Origin of the sequence: Psychromonas algicola (assembly GCF_004378355.1) — a bacterium.
GTDB lineage: Bacteria > Pseudomonadota > Gammaproteobacteria > Enterobacterales > Psychromonadaceae > Psychromonas.
On the sequence record NZ_SNUB01000008.1, the window covers coordinates 103860 to 121769 of the forward strand.

Consider the following 17910-nt stretch of genomic DNA (forward strand, 5'->3'; position numbering starts at 1 on the left):
TGTGAATAAATTAACTTGTCGCTTAGGCGGCAAGTTAATTCTAGATAATATTTCCTGTGAATTTCAACAAGGCAAAATAACCGCTTTAATTGGTCCTAACGGTTCAGGTAAAAGTACGTTATTAAAACTCATTGCTGGTTTGGAAAAAAGTAGCGCAGGGGATATTCAATTATCTGGAAAAGGGATAATGCAGTATTCCCGAGCCGATCTCGCGCTGAAATTAGCCATGTTGCCACAACGTCATACCACGCCTGTAGGTTTGACCGTTGCTGATTTAGTGGAGTTTGGTCGTCACCCTCATCGTCGTTGGTTTGCACCTCTAACCAAAACAGACAAACAAAAAATGCATTGGGCAATGCAAGAAGCCGGTGTACTTGAATTTGCTGATTTACCGATTGAAACTCTCTCTGGCGGTGAGGCTCAACGTTGTTGGTTAGCTATGGTATTGGCACAAGATACCGATATTGTTTTATTAGATGAACCTACCTCATGGCTAGATATTGGTCACCAAGTTGAATTGTTACATATTGTGAAACGTCTTAATGAACAATACGGCAAAACTATCATTTGGGTGTTACATGATTTAAACCATGCTCAAGAATTTAGTCACCACGCCATTATGCTTGAAAAAGGTAAAGTGGTTGCTGCTGGTGAAGTTGATTCAGTGTTAACCGCAGAGCGTGTTTCTAAGGTTTACAATACCTCTGTTGCACGAGTTGAAGTAGAAGGGCAAACATTATTATGGCCTAGAACTTCGGCAAATGTAGCATCAACAACTGACTGTAAGAGGGAAGGTTGATGAAACATTGGTTTTCCTCTTTTGCCATTCTGCTATGTCTTTTAGCGTCTAATACATTAACAGCAGCAGAATCTACACAAGCCGATGTTTTAAAGTTGCCTTTATCCATTCCTGCTAACTTAATTGAACAACCCCGCGTTGTTGCTTTAAATTGGTCTGCAGCTGAAATGCTATTGTCATTAGGTATTAAACCTGTGGCGGTGACCTCTAAAAATGGTTATCGAAAATGGCAATCCAACCATCCTATGCTTCCTGATGGTGTTGCTGAAATTGGTAATCGTGCTTTTCCTAGTTTACCTGCTGTTTTAAAGCAAAATCCTGACCTTATTGTTGGTTATCCGTTTCGCCACGCTCGCTTATTTAATGAGTTAAGTGCCATTGCGCCTACTTTATTATTACAGCAATTTGCTCGTTTTGAGCAAGTAGATTACCGCTATATGGAGCAGATGCGAGAGAATTATCAAACACTCGCTGATCGAGTGGGTAAAAGTGAATTAGCCAAACAGCAATTACTTGAAATGGATAAGGAGTTAGAGCGCTTACGTTTAGTGTTAGCCTCTGCCAACCTCCAAGGTAAAAATTTAGCTTACGGAAAATTTGTTGGCATGGGATACGGTTTACGTGTTTTTTCACAGCAAAGCCTAGCGGCTTCAGTGATCAAAGCATTAGGCTTGAATTATCAATGGGATATTTCGCTGCCAGGTAAAGATTTTACCCATTTACAATTAGAGCAAGTGAGAATGTTGCAAGATACTGGTTTGATTCTAGTACAAGAAAGTTCGGGTAAAGGTGAGCGAATGATGACTTCTCCTCTTTGGTCTGAACATGAATTTGTGCAAAAAAATGATATTTACACGGTCTCGCCATTATGGAGTTTTGGCGGTCCTGTTTCTGTGATCCGAATGGCGCAAGCTTTTACCGCTGTATTATTGGAGAGACAGAATGTTAACTAATTTATCAAGCTTATTTAAAGGATCTAGGCCACTACCTTGTCGTCGTGTTATTTACGCTATTACTGCTGTGATAGGCTTTACTCTTTGTCTTGCTGGTTGGAATATCTATCAAGAAACAGTACTAACCAATAGTTATGAAATCACTTATTTCTATCAGTTATTATTACCCACTTTATTAATGGCTTTATTGTGTGGATCTTTGTTGGCTCAATCGGGCGCAGTAGTACAAACATCTTTAGGTAATGCTTTTGCTTCTCCTTCTACTATTGGGATTAGCGCAGGCGCTTTATTAGGTGCAATGGTGATCAACCTGGTATTGGATGACCCAAGTATTTGGCAAGTTTGGATGGCTGCTTTTGTTTTTGCATTGGTCATTTCAATGTTGATTTTATTGCTATCTCAAGTCATTGGTGGTGGAAAGTTACAACTTATTTTGATTGGTATGGCGATGAGTTTAGCGGTGGGATCCTTATCATCTGCAATTATGATTTACGCTGAACAACGGATGGATGGGTTATTTTTATGGGGTAGCGGGAATATTGGTCAAACTGATGGTCAGTTAGTGAGTATTATTTTATTGCCATCGCTGTTACTACTAGCTTTACCTTTATTCTGTCATCGTCAATTAGATATGTTGAGTTTAGGTGATGATACTGCCAATGTGGTGGGATTATCAGTGCGTCGTTGGCGTGCCATTTTATTACTGATTGCTGTCTTACAAGCGTCTTTAGTCACGGCCATGGTCGGTGTGTTAGGTTTTGTCGGTTTAATGGCACCACATATAGCACGCATGTTAGGTTTTAATAAAACCAAACAACAACTTATCTGCGCGAGTGTATTTGGCGCATTATTAGTGATTGCCGCTGAGTTATTTTCTCGCTCATTGCCTATTTCAGGTTTTCGTTTACCAACAGGTGTTTTAACTGTGTTGTTGGGGATGCCATTTTTCCTTTATTTATTGACCCGTAAAAAAGGCGCGATGGGAATGGCGATGCAGGAAAGTGGTTTTGGTTTAGCGGCGTTAATTAAGTTACCCAAGTTTTTTGCCATTGCGATTCCTGCAACCTTAGTTGTATTAACTGCGATGAAGTTTTGGCCAAGTGAAGTGGGTTTTGAATTTACTGCATGGCGAATGGCTGTTGCTGTAATGGCTGGAATTGGATTAGGCATGGCGGGTTGTGCGTTACAAGCTTTATTTAGAAACCCAATGGCGAGTCCTGATATTTCTGGTGCAACCTCCGCTTCTGTTTTATGCATTATTGGGGCATTACAAATTTGGCCTGATTCATCACGCGTTGATTTATTTTTATGGGCATTAGTCGGCGCTGGGATTGTGGTATGCATTTTATTTATCGCTATGCGCTATCAATTACGTGTTTCTCAATTAGCTTTGTTAGGCATTGCGATTTCAGCTTGGTGCGGAACCATTGCTTCCATGGTATTAACTTTTGGTGCCGGTGCGGCTTCGGTGACTGTGCTCTGGTTAACAGGCACCACTTATGGCGCCGATGCGCAAATTGGTTGGTTGTTAATGGCAGTTACTGTGCCTTGCTGTTTAGCTTTATTAGCATTGGCTAGAAATCTCGATTTATTTACATTAGGTGAAGATTGGGGGTTACACCTTGGTCAGCCTTTAATGAAGTTACGTTTGCTGATTATTTTGCTGGTGGTGTTATTAACTGCAGCCGCTGTTGCTGCTGTCGGAGCGATTGCTTTTGTTGGATTGTTATCACCTCATATTTTACGTTTGTTAGGACAAACTCGTCATTGGGTATTGCTATTAGGTAGTGGCTTAGTCGGTGCTTGGTTATTATTACTCGCCGATGGCTTAGGTAGAACCTTGATTGCTCCTTTTGAAATTGCCAGTGGAATATTAGTGTCAATTATCGGTGGTTTGTATTTTATTGGTTTAATTTTATTAGGTTATAGAAGGAAGTAGGGATGTCAGCATTAGATCTTATTTATCAACGTAGTTCATGTCATGTACATGAAATGGAACATCCAGCACCTGATAACGTGAAGCTAAAACGTATTTTACAGGCGGTGATGAGTGCACCCGATCACGGGAATATTAAACCTTGGCATATTGTCGTTGTAGATACTGAACATGTGCCCGCTATGTGTGAATCAATGTGTAATGCTTGGCTTGAAAATGCCGCACATATTGAACCCGGACGAATTCGTCGCTTAACGAGTTATTTGAAAGATGCACCTATGGTTGTATTAGTTTCAGCTAATGTTGTTGAACCTCATGCGGTTTCGCGTCGTGATCAAGTATTAGCGGCTGCAGCGGCATGTCAAAATATTTTGTTGGCAGCAGAACAAGAAGAAGTGGCTGCGATTTGGTACAGCACTGATGCAGCTGAATTGCCGCAAGTACACGAATTATTTGGTTTAACCAAACAACAAGAGCCTGTTGCTTTTATTATGTTAGGGTCCAAAAAAGAGCAAATTATTAAGAAACGAAGTGATGTTGCTAAACATTGTTATCAATGGCTTGGGGATAAACAATTAGCGCCATTATTTGATAAATAGCTTGGGTATTGATTGACTGAATAATACTGGCAATAGATAATCGTTGGATTGATGTATTTTTAAAGGCTTTCAATTGGAAAGCCTTTTTTCGTTTGAATGTGCCTTTCCAATATGTGTTTACATATAGACGAAGGAAGATGAACAATCTAGGTATTTATTATGATTCAACTATTAATTGGTGGCGTTCGTAGCGGTAAAAGTGATGCCGCAGAAAATGTCTTAAATGAGATGATAAAAGCAGATGACCAATTAAAGCCTGCGTATATTGCGACCAGTGTTGCAATGGGCGATGAAACCATTGCGCGAATACAAAAGCATCAACAAACTCGCCAATCTCGCTTTACGCAACCTATTGCGACTTATGAGTTAGATTATCAAGAAGCAGATTTATTAACTGTGCTTAATTCATTAAATAATCCCAAACAAGTTGTTTTAATTGAATGTCTTTCTACTTGGGTCGGTTGGTATTTATCAGCTAACAATAGTTTGCAAGAAAACCTAATTTTATTCGAAAAACAGCAAACGACCTTACTCTCCTTTTTAGAAAAAGCTCAATGCTCGGTGATTATTGTCTCTGGTGAAGTTGGATGCGGTTTAATTGGTGAAACAGAATTACAAAGACGCTACGCGGATAAATTAGGAGAATTAAATCAAAAAGTGGCTGCGTTATCGGAACATGTTTTTTTATTGACTGCAGGTATTAAACAACAATTAAAATAATAAAAAGTGTGTATTAAGCTATTTTTCATACTCTTAAGCATAGATATTCACTTTTTCCCCTTTTTTTTAGAAATTCCCTTTAAATTTAATTTTTATTCCCCATATAATTATTTAACCATGGTGGGGAAACCCAGAAATTTAATAATATTAAGAGAAATTTATGTCTGAATATACTACTCAAGAACAACAAGCAAGTTACGGTATCGGTTTACAAATGGGTGAGCAACTTGCTTCTAATCCTTTCGAAGGTCTAGATATTTCAGCAGTTTCTGCTGGTATTGCTGATGCATTTGCTGGCGCAGAAAGTAAAGTTTCTCAACAAGAACTACAAGCTGCTTTCCAAGTGATCTCTGAGCGTATGCAAGCAGAAGCTGCAGAGCAAGCTAAAGTATTAGGTGCAGCTGGTGAAGCATTCTTAGCTGAAAATGCTAAGAAAGAGGGGGTTGTTGTTACTGCATCAGGCCTTCAATATGAAGTGATCGCTGAAGGTGCTGGTGAAAAACCAACTGCTGAATCTACAGTAAGTGTTCATTACCACGGTTCACTAATCGACGGTACTGTTTTTGATAGTTCTGTTGAACGTGGCCAACCTGCTGAATTCCCAGTTGGTGGTGTGATTGCTGGTTGGACTGAAGCATTACAATTAATGTCTCCTGGTGCTAAATACAAACTAACTATCCCTGCTGCTCTTGCATACGGTGAACGTGGCGCAGGTGCTGCAATTGGTCCACATGCAACATTAGTATTTGATGTTGAGTTATTAGAAGTTAAATAACTAAATTAGCATTAATTTAATAAAAAGGCCGTTTATCTGATTAGGTAAACGGCCTTTTTTATTGTGATTTTTTGAGGAACAGAAACGATTGCTTAGGCACTAATAATTATAAGCGCCACCAAAATAAGCCAAGATACTTGGTAAAAATTCATAGCCTGTTATACAAATTAACCAGAACCAAGCGGTTAAGGTAATACGTTGTATCGCCAAATTAATGACATCTACTCGAGGCGGTCTATTGAAACCTAAATTACTATAAGTTACTTTTTCTGATTCATACATTCGCACACCACCTAACTGAATTTGCAGGCTTAAGGCAAAGCTACTTAATAACAATCCGGATGAAAAATGGTGCCAATGAACACTTTGTTTAAATTTAGCTAAAAGCGTCTTAATAGGGCGATCGTAGAAAGAAAATGTGAAACTCAATAGAATGTGTACTGGCAGCTGTAAAGTTTGCACAATAATCGATGGAATCTTACCAAGTGCTTGATGCTTTTCTTGTTTACAATTCCATTGTTGGGAACAAATGCTCATCAACTGATAAAATAAAGCGCCGTAAATCCCAGTGGTTAAATACCAAAAAACGACAGCAAACCAGCTATTTGACATATGTAAGACCAGAGATTCAATGGTCGCTTTATTAATGCCGACTAAAGAAAGTGGCTTAGTATCTCTTAACGTTAAGTCTGCTAATAAAAGCTTCGCTTTAGGTAGGTTTTTAGATTGTAATTCAGTATTGATTTGCTGATAAACATGCATACGATCATGCCAAGACAATAAGACATATAAAACGATGATATCTATGGCAACAGGTTTAAAAGCAACAATATACAATTGGCTAATAATCAGAGCAAGCGGGCTGAATATAATAGTAAAAGACAGGATGCTCGCTAAACGTTTATAGCTATCGCTGCGGGTTTCTAAATTTACTTTTGTTGATATTTGCTGAAAAATAACAGCAAAAGCTGAAAGAGGGTTAAGATCTTTAGGTAATGAAAAGAAAAAGGAACACAGTGCAACTAGCATAAAGCTAAAATAAACACTGTGTTGCTCTAATAATAAAAGTGTTGCGTCCATTAATTGAGTCTATCAACAATGGCTTCTACTAATATTGAGGCATTTTTAGCAGCAACAGGCAGAAACTCTTCAAATGATAACTCGGACTTTTTACCTGCGATATCTGATAGTGAACGGATAATCACAAAAGGGACTGAGAATTGATAACATACTTGTGCGATAGCGGCTGCTTCCATTTCGCATGCCATCATAGTTGGAAAGTGATTACGTGCAATCTCTGTTTTAGCGGGAGCCGCCATAAAAATGTCGCCCGTACAAATAAGTCCCTTAACAATATTTAGAGCCGGTAAGGTTTTTGCTGATTGCTCTGCTATGTCGATTAATGAAGGCGTTGCTTCAAAAGCCGGAGGTAGTTGCGCCATTTGGCCAATTTCATAACCAAATGCGGTTAAATCGACATCATGGAATCTAACTTCAGTTGAAATTACAATATCACCCACATTTAAATTAGTATCAAAACCACCTGCCGAACCCGTATTAATAATGGTATCTGGTGAGAATTTTTCTAATAACAAAGTGGTTGCAACGGCTGCTGCTACTTTGCCTATTCCCGATTTTGTTAAGACAACTTGTTTGCCATTAAGCTCACCTTGATAAAATTCACAACCAGCTACTTTGGTTGTTATTACGTTATTCATCGCAGATTTTAGGATCGCAACTTCTTCGTCCATTGCGCCAATGATGCCTATTTTCATGTTATTTTCTCTTAAATATACTAATAATGCTGTAATGCTATCATATTGTTGGGGATATCTTCACTCTAAGGTTTTTTTATAGTGTTGAACTGTGTAAAATCTCGCATAATTATTATGTTATCGGTAGCAAGCTAGGAAAAAGCAAATGAATGCCTTACTCGAAGATCTAAAAGCACGTGGTTTAATCGCACAAACAACTGCGGACGAAGAATTACATGAACATTTATCTAGTGCAAGCCGTACCTTATATTGTGGTTTTGATCCAACAGCTGATAGCTTACATATCGGTAGTTTAGTACCGTTATTAATTCTTAAACGTTTTCAAGAAGCTGGGCATAAACCTTTAGCTTTAGTGGGAGGCGCAACGGGATTAATTGGTGATCCAAGTTTTAAAGCGGCTGAACGTAAGTTAAACAGTGATGATGTTGTCGAAAGCTGGGTTGATTCTATTAAAAAGCAAGTGAGTGCTTTTGTTGAGTTTGGCGATAAAGAAAATGCCGCTGAAGTGGTTAACAATCTTGATTGGATTGGCAAAATGGACAGCATTTCATTTTTGCGTGATGTAGGTAAGCACTTTAGCGTTAATGCAATGATCCAAAAAGAATCGGTAAAACAACGTATTGACCGTGAAGGTGCTGGTATTTCATTCACTGAATTTAGCTACATGTTATTACAATCTTATGATTTTGCAGCATTAAATAAAGAAAAAGCCTGTACCTTACAAATTGGTGGATCAGATCAATGGGGTAACATTACCGGTGGTATTGATTTAACGCGTCGCATGAACCAAGAAAAAGTATTTGGTTTAACTATGCCGTTGGTCACAAAATCTGACGGAACTAAATTTGGTAAAACTGAGTCTGGTACAATATGGTTAGATCCGACTAAGACATCGCCTTATGCATTTTTCCAATTTTGGATCACCACATTAGACGCAGATGTTTATAAGTTCTTACGTTACTTTACTTTCTTATCTGTTGAAGAAATTGCAGAAATTGAAGAAAAAGATAAAATGGTTAAAGGTCGACCTCAGGGACAAACTATTTTAGCCAAAGAAGTCACTAAACTTGTTCATGGCGAGCAAGGTTTAGCTTCTGCTGAACGTATTACTGAAGCGTTATTTTCTGGCGATTTAAGTAGTTTAAGTGAATCTGACCTTGCACAACTTGCGCAGGATGGGTTACCAGCAACAGAAGTTGGCACAGAATCTGCTTCAATTGTAGAGTTATTAACAAGTTGTGAATTAGCTGCTTCAAACAAAATGGCTCGCGAATTTTTAAATAATGGTGCTGTCATGGTTAATGGAGAAAAATTAACAGATAGTGAAGCGGTGATTAATAAATCAGACGCTTTATTCGGAAGTTACACATTAATTAAACGTGGCAAGCGTTTATTTAATCTATTTATTTGGAAATAAAAATGAAACATATCATCGCAAAAAATACGGTATTAAAAGTCTCTATTGTTTCTTTAATTGGCCTATTTTCATTCACTGCTAATGCAGCAGAAGGTGACCCTGTAAATACTGAAAGTTGGGGGAGTCCGGTTGCGACTTATTCTAATGTTAACTTAGGCAGTGGCACCGAAGGTATCGATATTTCAGCTAATTTCGGGGGCTATTTAGGTGGTGTTTATCAACAACGTATCGAAGTGGCTGCTAAACAAGATTTAGAACATTATGAAGCTAACTATTTATTATTAAATAGTGCCTCTGACTCAGGCGTGACTATTGAAAGCACATGGAGTGAAGATGTTGAATTTGACAGAGATGAAGGTCCAGATGCATTTTTTAAAAATGTAGACAGTGTTGAACTTGGCTTATTTTCAAAATTAAAATTCCCAGACGATAGATTGAGTGCTTATCCTAAAATGAGCGTTGGATATATGTGGGGAAATGACATTGTAGACAGTACTTTTGTTACATTTGAAATCGCCGTTCGATTTAATGTGAATGATCAAATTTGGGTTGGAGCTGCACCTGTTTATATTCATAGTATGGATGGTGTTGAAATTGAAGAGTTCCAAGGAACAGTTGATGCTGGTATCAAATTATCTGAAACTTTTGGCGTAAGCGCTTCTGTTAATCATGATCAAGAATTCTTAGGCAGAGTTATCTTTGCATTTTAATAAACACTAACATTTAAGTTTTATAATATAAATCTTAAATAATAAAAGCCCTTTAACCAAATCGTAAAAATGGTTAAAGGGCTTTTTTGTATGTTTAATTCCATAGCATTTTTATACCAAACTCATCCTGATGAACATCAGTGAACGCTGAACAATCTACTGCTAAATATATCTTCATAATTATAGCTTTCGCTAAGAAAAGTTTGCTTTCTGTTTATTTTAAAAACATTTAACCTTAATGATAGTTATTATTGATTGTGCTGTTTATATAATTTATACTCGCCATATTAACAGGCTAAATGATAGCTGAAATCATTACTAATAAGGTTTGGCCGAATCAAATTAATTTTTTAATGAATACAAAGGAAGGCAAAGTGAAAAAAACAATGTTAAGAAGTCTTATTGCAGGCGCAGTAATCGCGGGTTTAGTAGGTTGTTCAACTCAACAGTCAACAGTTAACTATGACAATCCTACTGCATTATCTACTTATGCATCCATTGCTTCTGCTAACTATGCAGATGCACTTAAAGATGCAAAAGCGTTACAAGCTGCCATTGATGCTTTTTCAAATAAGCCAACTAAAGCAACATTACAAGCTGCAAAATCTGCATGGTTAGTGTCTCGCGAAAGTTATGGAACAACTGAAATCTTCCGTCTTTCAAATGGTCCTATTGATGCTGAAGAAGGTTGGGTAGCTGAAACTTACGGCGCAGTAGAAGGCGAACTTAATTCTTGGCCGTTAGATGAAAACATGATTGATTACACTACAGATGCAAACAGCAAGCACACTAGTGGTAACATCATTGATACTAAAGGTTTATTTACACCAGGTGGTGAAGATGTAACTGCTGTTGACGTATCTGAAATTACACCGGATGCAATTAGCGCATTAAATACAAATGGTGGTGATGCTAATGTTGCTGCTGGTTACCACGCTATTGAGTTTATGCTGTGGGGACAAGATCAAGATTACAACAATATGATCGAAGACTCTGTAACAAATGGTGCAATGACTGCGGGTCAACGTCCACTTACAGACTTTACAACAGATAAATTGGCTAAACGTCGTCTTGACTACCTTAATGCTGTTGCTGTTAAATTAGTTGATGATTTATCGCTAGTATCTAGTGCTTGGGCAGATGATGTTGATGGCGATAAAGGTCTTTACCGCGCTGCTTTATTAGACCAATTAACGGGCGAGCAAGCATCTAAAAATATTGACGAAGCGACTTCTCTAAAACAAATTTTTGCAGGTGTTGGTGTATTTTCTAAATCAGAATTAGCTAACGAACGTATTGCTGTTGCAGTATTAACGCCAAGTGAAGAAGATGAGCATTCATGTTTCTCTGATAATACACACCGTGATATTGCTTTAAATTATCAAGGTATTAAAAACGTATTATTAGGTGAATACAAAGGTAAAAAAGTAGGTCCTGCTTTTATTGATAAATTATCGTCAGAAGAGCAAGCGGTTATCACAAACTTAATGGCTGATATTGAAATGCGAATTGCTAAAATCAACACATTAGCAACGACAACAATGCATTTTGATTACCAAATCCGCCCTGAAAATGAAGCAAGTGTACAAAATATTGTCACGCTTAAAAACCAATTACGTCGCCTAGGTGACCAAATGGTAACTGTTTCTGGTGCATACGGTATTTCACTAACAACAAGTGATGTGACTGACGCTGAAGAAACACAGCTTTAAGTGAACTAAAATGATAATACTGTAAACCAGTAACTTCATTTTTATCAACGCCACTTGCCGATTTCGGTTGGTGGCGTTTCTCGTTTTACCCTTTTTATCGCCACTAGGTGTAATTTATTTTGAAAGTGATTTATGAAAAATAATGTTAATAAGCTTGTGAAACAATTGTTTCGAGGCATTTTTTTGTTTTTGGCAACTAGTCATTTTGTTCATAGTGAGACGAACGATAAAACTAGTACTTTTAATACAAATGAATTTACACATGCTAATGGTAGTAAACCTTTCTCTCAACCAATTAAAATGAATGATGAGGAGTTTGATCAATATATTCTTGGCCGTTCTTTTTTCACTATTCCTTGGGTAGAAGCCCCCAGTGCAACCACTGCACGAGATGGACTTGGTCCTCATTTCAGCTCTAATACCTGTGTGAGTTGCCATATAAATAACGGCAGTGCACCAACAATCAGTGATCAAAATCAGCCATTACGCAGCTTAGTGTTTAAATTAACTCAGCCTAGCCAACACTCATCACGGTTTTTAATAAATAACCTCGATACACCAATGCATGACAGTGTGCCTGATCCTGTTTATGGTGCTCAGGTTTCAATAAGAGGTAACGGTAAAGTAAAGGCAGAAGCACAAACAAGATTAAAAACAGAATCTCGTTCTTTTACTTATCCCGATGGACAGTCTCTAACATTAACAAAATTAATTCCCTATTTAGATAACCTAGCCTATGGCCCGCTAGCAAAAGAAACTGTGATTGCATTAAGACAACCTCCTACATTAGCGGGTTTACGATTGATCGAACAAGTTTCTAACGAAGATATCCTAGCCTGGGAAGATCCATTAGATGAAAATGGCGATGGCATTAGCGGTCGTGCAAACTGGTTAAATTCACCAGTACAAGATAAAAAAATATTAGGACGTTTGAATTGGAAGGCGAGTGCGTCGAGCATTGTTGGGCAAACTGCCGCTGCTGCTGCGCATGATTTGGGGCTAACCAATCCATTTTTTCCTGAAGAGTTGTGTCAACCTGCGCAAGCTGATTGTTTAGCTGCACCTAAAGGCGATACCACAAGATTAGGTCATCTAGATCTTCCTATGTTGCGTTTACAAGCGATTGCTTCATTTATTCGTGATCACAAAGCACCTAAAACGATGACTTTAGATGCTCAAGGACAGCAAGGAAAAAAACTATTTGAATCAATTGGTTGTGCTAGTTGTCACCGTCCGACATTAACCACTAATAAAGGTATTGAGTTCGAACCTTATTCTGATTTACTCTTGCACGATATGGGGGATGAATTACAAGATGGCCGTCCCGAATTTCTTGCAACTGAGCGAGAGTTTCGCACCGCAGTGTTATGGGGTGTAGGTGATCGAGTACGTAAGCAACATCGTTTCCTGCATGATGCACGAGCTAAAACGCCGGAAGAAGCCATTCTTTGGCACGGTGGAGAAGCTGAAATAGCTAAATCAACATTTATTAAATTAACCCAGGCAGAGCGCTTGGCCTTGTTACATTTTTTGGAGCAACTATGAAGATTTTTACCCCGCTTTCATTCATCTGTTTACTTAGTTTAAGTCACGCAGAGTTAAGCCAGGCTCAAGAGAAAGACCCTTATGCCTCTATTTATGACAACGTGCTTCAGCATAATGCCGATAACGCAGTTAACTATTGTGTGAATTTACAAGGCGCTTTAGAAAGTGATTCTGCCGATGTTCGTCATCAAGCATTTGTCCAACTTGCTGAAGGGTGGGGACGTGTGCAAGCGAGCTACATTCTTGGCGATTATGATATGAATGCAATGGATTACTCGTTGATGATTGATTATTTTCATAGTGGTAATGAAGATATCCATGAAAGTATTGAACGCTTAGTCGGTCGTGATAGTAAAGTATCAACAGCACTCTATAAAAACTCATATAAAACCATGGGTGCCATTGATTCAGTGATGTTCAGCGGAGAATGGTCTGAACGCCGAAAAGAGTTTGCTGAAATCATGGTCGCTAATGTTTGTAAACGATTTACGCAAATTAGCGAGGGTTATAAAGCAAACCGTGATGAGTTCCTTTTCGACGTGGAAAGAGGATTATCACTGGTGGTGAATGCACAAATCGAACATATTTATAAAACACGAGATTGGCGTATCGCACAGGTGAGCGGATTAACAAAAGCAGATCCCGGTCCTGCTAAACCAGAACATCAACAATACCCTTATAGTCAAGCATCTTGGGCTTTTATAGGTGGAATATTAGAAACTAATAAACAGCTGTTAGCCGAAGACACGCAACCTAACATTGCAACCATTGCTCATGAAAAACAAGGCATGGAAGGCGTTAAAGTTGTGCAAGCAGCTTTGAAAACGTCATCGTTAGCTTATAAAAATACACCCGTTGATCACAATTTTAATGCAATTGCCATGACCTCAGTCGTTAAACGATTATCTGATCTGCAAAAAGCATTTTACAAACATTTAGTAAGTCAGATTGGCGTGTCAGCAAACTTAATCGATGCAGATGGTGATTGATACTCCTTTAGCGTTATTGATGGATGGTAGCAACCGGATTTTCTGGGGTTACCTTCTTGCTAGCGCAGTGATCGCCTTTATATGGTATACCTTTAAAATTGGGACTATTTCACTTCCTAAATTAAAAGCATACTGGCTAAATGCCGACGCAAAGCTAGATTACCGCTATTTTATATTTAACTGGTTATTTAAAATCTTGTTTATTGTGCCCGTGCTAATTTCTGGAAATACCGTTGCACTTTGGACCTTGAATGGCTTGAATTCAATCGCTGAACCCTTGTTTTTATCTTGGTATTATCGCGATATCGTGCTGGCTTATACGCTCTGTTTATTTCTACTTGGAGACGTTAGCCGTTATTGGTTACATCGCTGGATGCATACAAACCGTTGGTTATGGAAATTTCACAAAGTTCATCATAGCCCAGAATCATTGAATCCATTGACTTTCTATCGCTTGCATCCAGTAGAAATACTACTTTTTGCATTGCGTAATGCGGTGGTTGCAGGTGTAGTGACTGGCATCTTTATTTTTTGTTTTGGTGCTCGTATTAACCTTTATACAGTATTCGGTGGAAACGCTTTTGTTGTCATTTTATTTTCTTTTACAGGTAATTTGAGGCATAGCCATATACGCCTTAGTTATGGTGCTTGGTTAGAGCGTATATTTATTTCACCGGCGCAACATCAAGTGCACCATCAACAAAGAAATGTACACAAAAACTTAGGTAGTGTATTTGCCTTGTGGGATTGGATATTTGGCACGTTAAGGTTATCTAAAGATGTTCCTGCGGATCAGGCATTTGGTCTTGGCTCGGGTAAAAGAAAAAAATACGATGGCATTATAAAAATTATTATTACCCCCTTTTTTGATATTTATAGAAACATTCGACGGAATTAAAATGAAAAAAATAGTTTATTGTTTATTCATCACACTCGCTGCAGCAAGCCATGTTAATGCTGAAACGCAAATGACAGAAGCACAATTAGGACAGATATTATTCTTAGATCCTAACTTTTCCGCTAATCGCACCATGTCTTGTTCTACTTGTCATGATCCTGCAAAAGCGTTTACAGATCATCGTGAAAATGCAGGAAATGGTGTTGCATCTTTAGGCGATGATGGTCATTCCTTTGGTGGACGTAATGCACCAATGGCTGGTTATGCTAATACTTCTCCATCATTTCATTTTGATGCAGCTTTAAAAGAGTATGTGGGAGGACAGTTTTGGGATGGTCGCGCTAATACCCTAGCAGATCAAGCAATGGGACCACCATTAAATCCTGCAGAAATGGGGTTACCTAGCGCACAAGCATTAGTTGAACGCATTCAAGAGAATCCTTTCTATGTCACTACATTCAAACGTTTATATGGAGAGTCAGTATTTGATTCATCTACTAAGCATGATGTTTTACCGGCTTTTCAAGGTTTTGCAAATGCAATTCAAGCCTTTGAAAATACAAAACAGTTTGCCACTTACGATAGTAAATATGACCGATTCTTAAAAGGTGAATATGAGCTAACAGTCTTAGAAGATTTAGGTCGAACTTTATTCTTCTCAAATAACAATGTGAATTGTAATAGCTGTCATTTATTAAAAACAGAAGATAGCAAGCAAGAGCCTTTCACTAATCATCAATATCGTAATATTGGCGTACCGTCTAATGCTGAAATACTTCGTTTAGCGGGATTGAAAGCAGGTCACATTGACCATGGTCTGTTAGAAAATCCAGCCGTAAGCGATCCTCAATACGATGGTAAATTTAAGAATCCATCTTTGCGTAATGTCGCGGTGACAGCACCTTATATGCATAATGGAGTGTTTAAAGAATTACGTACTGTGATGGAATTTTACGACCATTATAATAATCCGGAACGCACCATAAACCCTGAAACAGGTTTACCTTGGGAGTTACCTGAAGTCCCTAACACAGTAGATAAAGCAGACCTTGAAGCGCAAGCATTAACAGATCGTAAAATAGATGCCTTAGTTGCCTTTATGAAGATATTAACCGATAAACGCTTTGAGCCACTGATTGAAAAGTAGTAGAGCTGATTATTAGAGATTCAAATTTGTGTTTTTGGGACGTGGCTTTTAAGCCACCTTTGGTATTTTTTATTTAGAAATTAGCTAAATATAGTGAGTTTATGAATAACCTAAATATAAGTTAGTTATATAGATTTTTACCTATAAAAAAGCCCATTCAATTGAATGAGCTTTTTTGTTTTGCATCGTTAATTGATTATAAAACTAACCAATACGTTTGTATTTAACGCGTGTTGGCTCAACGGCTGCTGCACCGTATGTTTTCTTCATCCATTCTTCGTAATCGGTGTAGTTACCTTCGTAGAAGTTAACTTTACCTTCATCACGATAATCAATGATATGCGTTGCAATACGGTCTAAGAACCAACGGTCATGCGAGATAACCATGGCACAACCTGCAAAACCGAGTAGGGCATCTTCAAGTGCGCGTAATGTTTCAATATCTAAATCATTGGTTGGTTCATCGAGTAATAACAAGTTACCACCAGATTTAAGCAGTTTTGCTAAATGTAAACGACCACGCTCACCACCTGATAAATCACCCACGACTTTAGATTGGTCTGAACCTTTAAAGTTGAAACGACCTAAATAGGCGCGGCTTGGAATTTCAATATTACCCACTTGAATAATATCACTACCGCCTGATACTTCTTCAAATACAGTCAGTTTGTCATCCATATGATCACGGAACTGATCGACACTTGCCATTTGTACCGATTCACCAATAATAATTTCGCCTGAATCTGGTTTCTCAGTGCCATCTAACATTTTAAATAATGTTGATTTACCTGCACCATTGGCACCGATGATCCCAACAATCGCACCTTTAGGAATACGGAAGCTTAAGTCATCAATTAATACACGGCCATCAAATGATTTTGTTAAGTTATTAACATCAATCACTTGATCACCTAAACGTTGGCCTGTTGGAATAAATAGTTCATTGGTTTCATTACGTTTTTGGAAGTCTTGATTATTAAGCTCTTCAAAACGAGATAAACGTGCTTTGCTTTTAGATTGACGTCCTTTTGCGTTTGAACGAACCCATTCTAACTCTTGTTCAATTTGGCGTTGACGTGCTTTCTCTTGCGATGCTTCTTGTTTCAAACGCGCATCTTTTTGTTCTAACCAAGAAGAGTAGTTACCTTCCCATGGAATGCCGTAACCACGGTCAAGCTCTAAGATCCAACCAGCTACATTATCTAAGAAGTAACGGTCATGCGTGATCGCTACAACAGTGCCTTCATAGTCATGTAAGAAACGCTCTAACCATGCAACCGATTCAGCATCCAAGTGATTGGTTGGTTCATCAAGCAATAACATATCAGGTTTTTCAAGTAACAAACGGCATAAAGCAACACGACGGCGCTCACCACCAGACAGAACTTTTACAGGTTGATCCCAAGCGGGTAAACGTAATGCATCCGCTGCACGCTCTAATTGATTATCAAGATTATGACCGTCATGTGCTTGAATAATATCTTCAAGTTGACCTTGGCGTTTAGCCAGTGCATCAAAGTCTGCACCTTCTTCAGCGTAAGCGGCATAAACTGCATCTAACTCAGTTAATGCAGATTTAACTTCAACAACGGCTTCTTCAATAATTTCACGAACATTTTTTTCAAGATCAAGTACTGGCTCCTGCGGAAGGTAACCAATTTTAGTACCTGTTAATGCGCGCGCTTCACCTTCAAATTCTTGATCAACACCAGCCATAATACGAAGAAGGGTAGATTTACCTGAACCATTCAAACCTAATACGCCGATTTTTGCACCCGGGAAAAAGCTTAATGAGATGTCTTTTAAAATAGTGCGCTTAGGCGGAACTACCTTGCTCACTCGGTTCATTGAAAAAATAAACTTATCTGGAAGAGCCATTACAATACCTTTTAATAAATATGAATTTAATTGCCGCCTATTGTATTGGGTTGTAAA

16 protein-coding genes are annotated in these 17910 nt (G+C 38.3%); 13 read left to right on the forward strand and 3 right to left on the reverse strand.

All coding sequences use genetic code 11. The annotated features are described in order from the left end of the window. Position 1 precedes the first annotated feature (1 nt). The 6 genes from E2R67_RS06110 to bamJ all read left to right on the forward strand — a co-directional run bounded on the left by E2R67_RS06110 (position 2) and on the right by bamJ (position 5782). Positions 2-799, forward strand: a complete 798-nt coding sequence (locus tag E2R67_RS06110) for an ABC transporter ATP-binding protein (protein WP_208379476.1) — start codon at positions 2-4, stop codon at positions 797-799. Continuing rightward, complete coding sequence (locus E2R67_RS06115; RefSeq protein ID WP_134290042.1) at positions 799-1752, forward strand: ABC transporter substrate-binding protein; 954 nt, start codon at positions 799-801, stop codon at positions 1750-1752. The genes E2R67_RS06110 and E2R67_RS06115 overlap by 1 nt, the downstream gene beginning before the upstream one ends. Further along, positions 1742-3691 (forward strand): iron ABC transporter permease, encoded by a 1950-nt coding sequence (locus tag E2R67_RS06120; RefSeq protein ID WP_134290043.1) that lies wholly within the window; start codon positions 1742-1744, stop codon positions 3689-3691. Before E2R67_RS06115 ends, E2R67_RS06120 begins: the two co-directional genes overlap by 11 nt. A 2-nt stretch (positions 3692-3693) precedes the next feature. Then, complete coding sequence (locus tag E2R67_RS06125; RefSeq protein WP_134290044.1) at positions 3694-4287, forward strand: nitroreductase family protein; 594 nt, start codon at positions 3694-3696, stop codon at positions 4285-4287. Positions 4288-4446: 159 nt separating this feature from the next. Continuing rightward, positions 4447-5007, forward strand: coding sequence for a bifunctional adenosylcobinamide kinase/adenosylcobinamide-phosphate guanylyltransferase (locus E2R67_RS06130; protein WP_134290045.1), 561 nt, complete (start codon positions 4447-4449; stop codon positions 5005-5007). 160 nt (positions 5008-5167) lie between these two features. Next, the gene (gene bamJ / locus E2R67_RS06135; RefSeq protein ID WP_134290046.1) at positions 5168-5782 is read left to right on the forward strand and encodes a BamJ family beta-barrel-assembly machinery protein; all 615 of its coding nucleotides are present in this window, start codon (positions 5168-5170) and stop codon (positions 5780-5782) included. Positions 5783-5881: 99 nt separating this feature from the next. Here the strand turns inward: bamJ and E2R67_RS06140 are convergent, their stop codons facing one another. Both E2R67_RS06140 and mtnN read right to left on the reverse strand, forming a co-directional pair. After that, positions 5882-6862 (reverse strand): cobalamin biosynthesis protein, encoded by a 981-nt coding sequence (locus E2R67_RS06140; protein WP_134290047.1) that lies wholly within the window; start codon positions 6860-6862, stop codon positions 5882-5884. Next, complete coding sequence (gene mtnN, locus E2R67_RS06145; RefSeq protein WP_134290048.1) at positions 6862-7557, reverse strand: 5'-methylthioadenosine/S-adenosylhomocysteine nucleosidase; 696 nt, start codon at positions 7555-7557, stop codon at positions 6862-6864. The genes E2R67_RS06140 and mtnN overlap by 1 nt, the downstream gene beginning before the upstream one ends. A 145-nt stretch (positions 7558-7702) precedes the next feature. Between mtnN and tyrS the strand changes: the two genes are divergently transcribed. The 7 genes from tyrS (at position 7703) to E2R67_RS06180 (ending at position 15975) form a co-directional block, all read left to right on the forward strand. Further along, entirely contained in the window at positions 7703-8974 is a 1272-nt protein-coding gene (gene tyrS, locus E2R67_RS06150) for a tyrosine--tRNA ligase (protein WP_134290049.1), read from the forward strand. 2 nt (positions 8975-8976) lie between these two features. Next, positions 8977-9684 (forward strand): hypothetical protein, encoded by a 708-nt coding sequence (locus tag E2R67_RS06155; RefSeq protein WP_134290050.1) that lies wholly within the window; start codon positions 8977-8979, stop codon positions 9682-9684. 374 nt (positions 9685-10058) lie between these two features. Then, entirely contained in the window at positions 10059-11396 is a 1338-nt protein-coding gene (locus E2R67_RS06160) for an imelysin family protein (protein WP_208379477.1), read from the forward strand. Positions 11397-11528: 132 nt separating this feature from the next. After that, on the forward strand, positions 11529-12941 hold the full coding sequence (locus tag E2R67_RS06165; protein ID WP_134290052.1) for a di-heme oxidoredictase family protein: 1413 nt from the start codon (positions 11529-11531) through the stop codon (positions 12939-12941). Then, on the forward strand, positions 12938-13930 hold the full coding sequence (locus E2R67_RS06170; RefSeq protein ID WP_134290053.1) for a hypothetical protein: 993 nt from the start codon (positions 12938-12940) through the stop codon (positions 13928-13930). Before E2R67_RS06165 ends, E2R67_RS06170 begins: the two co-directional genes overlap by 4 nt. Next, positions 13920-14828 (forward strand): sterol desaturase family protein, encoded by a 909-nt coding sequence (locus E2R67_RS06175; protein ID WP_166739328.1) that lies wholly within the window; start codon positions 13920-13922, stop codon positions 14826-14828. The genes E2R67_RS06170 and E2R67_RS06175 overlap by 11 nt, the downstream gene beginning before the upstream one ends. Position 14829: 1 nt before the next feature. Then, the gene (locus E2R67_RS06180; RefSeq protein WP_134290055.1) at positions 14830-15975 is read left to right on the forward strand and encodes a cytochrome-c peroxidase; all 1146 of its coding nucleotides are present in this window, start codon (positions 14830-14832) and stop codon (positions 15973-15975) included. Positions 15976-16179: 204 nt separating this feature from the next. On the opposite strand, the gene ettA is transcribed toward E2R67_RS06180, so the two are convergent. Next, positions 16180-17853, reverse strand: coding sequence for an energy-dependent translational throttle protein EttA (gene ettA, locus E2R67_RS06185; RefSeq protein ID WP_134290056.1), 1674 nt, complete (start codon positions 17851-17853; stop codon positions 16180-16182). Between the last annotated feature and the right edge of the window lie 57 nt (positions 17854-17910).

Bases quoted from the DNA above. Each gene is read 5' to 3' on its own strand.
- E2R67_RS06115 (WP_134290042.1), top strand. From the start codon at position 799: ATGAAACATTGGTTTTCCTCTTTTGCCATTCTGCTATGTCTTTTAGCG.
- E2R67_RS06120 (WP_134290043.1), top strand. From the start codon at position 1,742: ATGTTAACTAATTTATCAAGCTTATTTAAAGGATCTAGGCCACTACCT.
- E2R67_RS06125 (WP_134290044.1), top strand. From the start codon at position 3,694: ATGTCAGCATTAGATCTTATTTATCAACGTAGTTCATGTCATGTACAT.
- E2R67_RS06130 (WP_134290045.1), top strand. From the start codon at position 4,447: ATGATTCAACTATTAATTGGTGGCGTTCGTAGCGGTAAAAGTGATGCC.
- bamJ (WP_134290046.1), top strand. From the start codon at position 5,168: ATGTCTGAATATACTACTCAAGAACAACAAGCAAGTTACGGTATCGGT.
- E2R67_RS06140 (WP_134290047.1), bottom strand. From the start codon at position 6,862: ATGGACGCAACACTTTTATTATTAGAGCAACACAGTGTTTATTTTAGC.
- mtnN (WP_134290048.1), bottom strand. From the start codon at position 7,557: ATGAAAATAGGCATCATTGGCGCAATGGACGAAGAAGTTGCGATCCTA.
- tyrS (WP_134290049.1), top strand. From the start codon at position 7,703: ATGAATGCCTTACTCGAAGATCTAAAAGCACGTGGTTTAATCGCACAA.
- E2R67_RS06155 (WP_134290050.1), top strand. From the start codon at position 8,977: ATGAAACATATCATCGCAAAAAATACGGTATTAAAAGTCTCTATTGTT.
- E2R67_RS06165 (WP_134290052.1), top strand. From the start codon at position 11,529: ATGAAAAATAATGTTAATAAGCTTGTGAAACAATTGTTTCGAGGCATT.
- E2R67_RS06170 (WP_134290053.1), top strand. From the start codon at position 12,938: ATGAAGATTTTTACCCCGCTTTCATTCATCTGTTTACTTAGTTTAAGT.
- E2R67_RS06175 (WP_166739328.1), top strand. From the start codon at position 13,920: ATGGTGATTGATACTCCTTTAGCGTTATTGATGGATGGTAGCAACCGG.
- E2R67_RS06180 (WP_134290055.1), top strand. From the start codon at position 14,830: ATGAAAAAAATAGTTTATTGTTTATTCATCACACTCGCTGCAGCAAGC.
- ettA (WP_134290056.1), bottom strand. From the start codon at position 17,853: ATGGCTCTTCCAGATAAGTTTATTTTTTCAATGAACCGAGTGAGCAAG.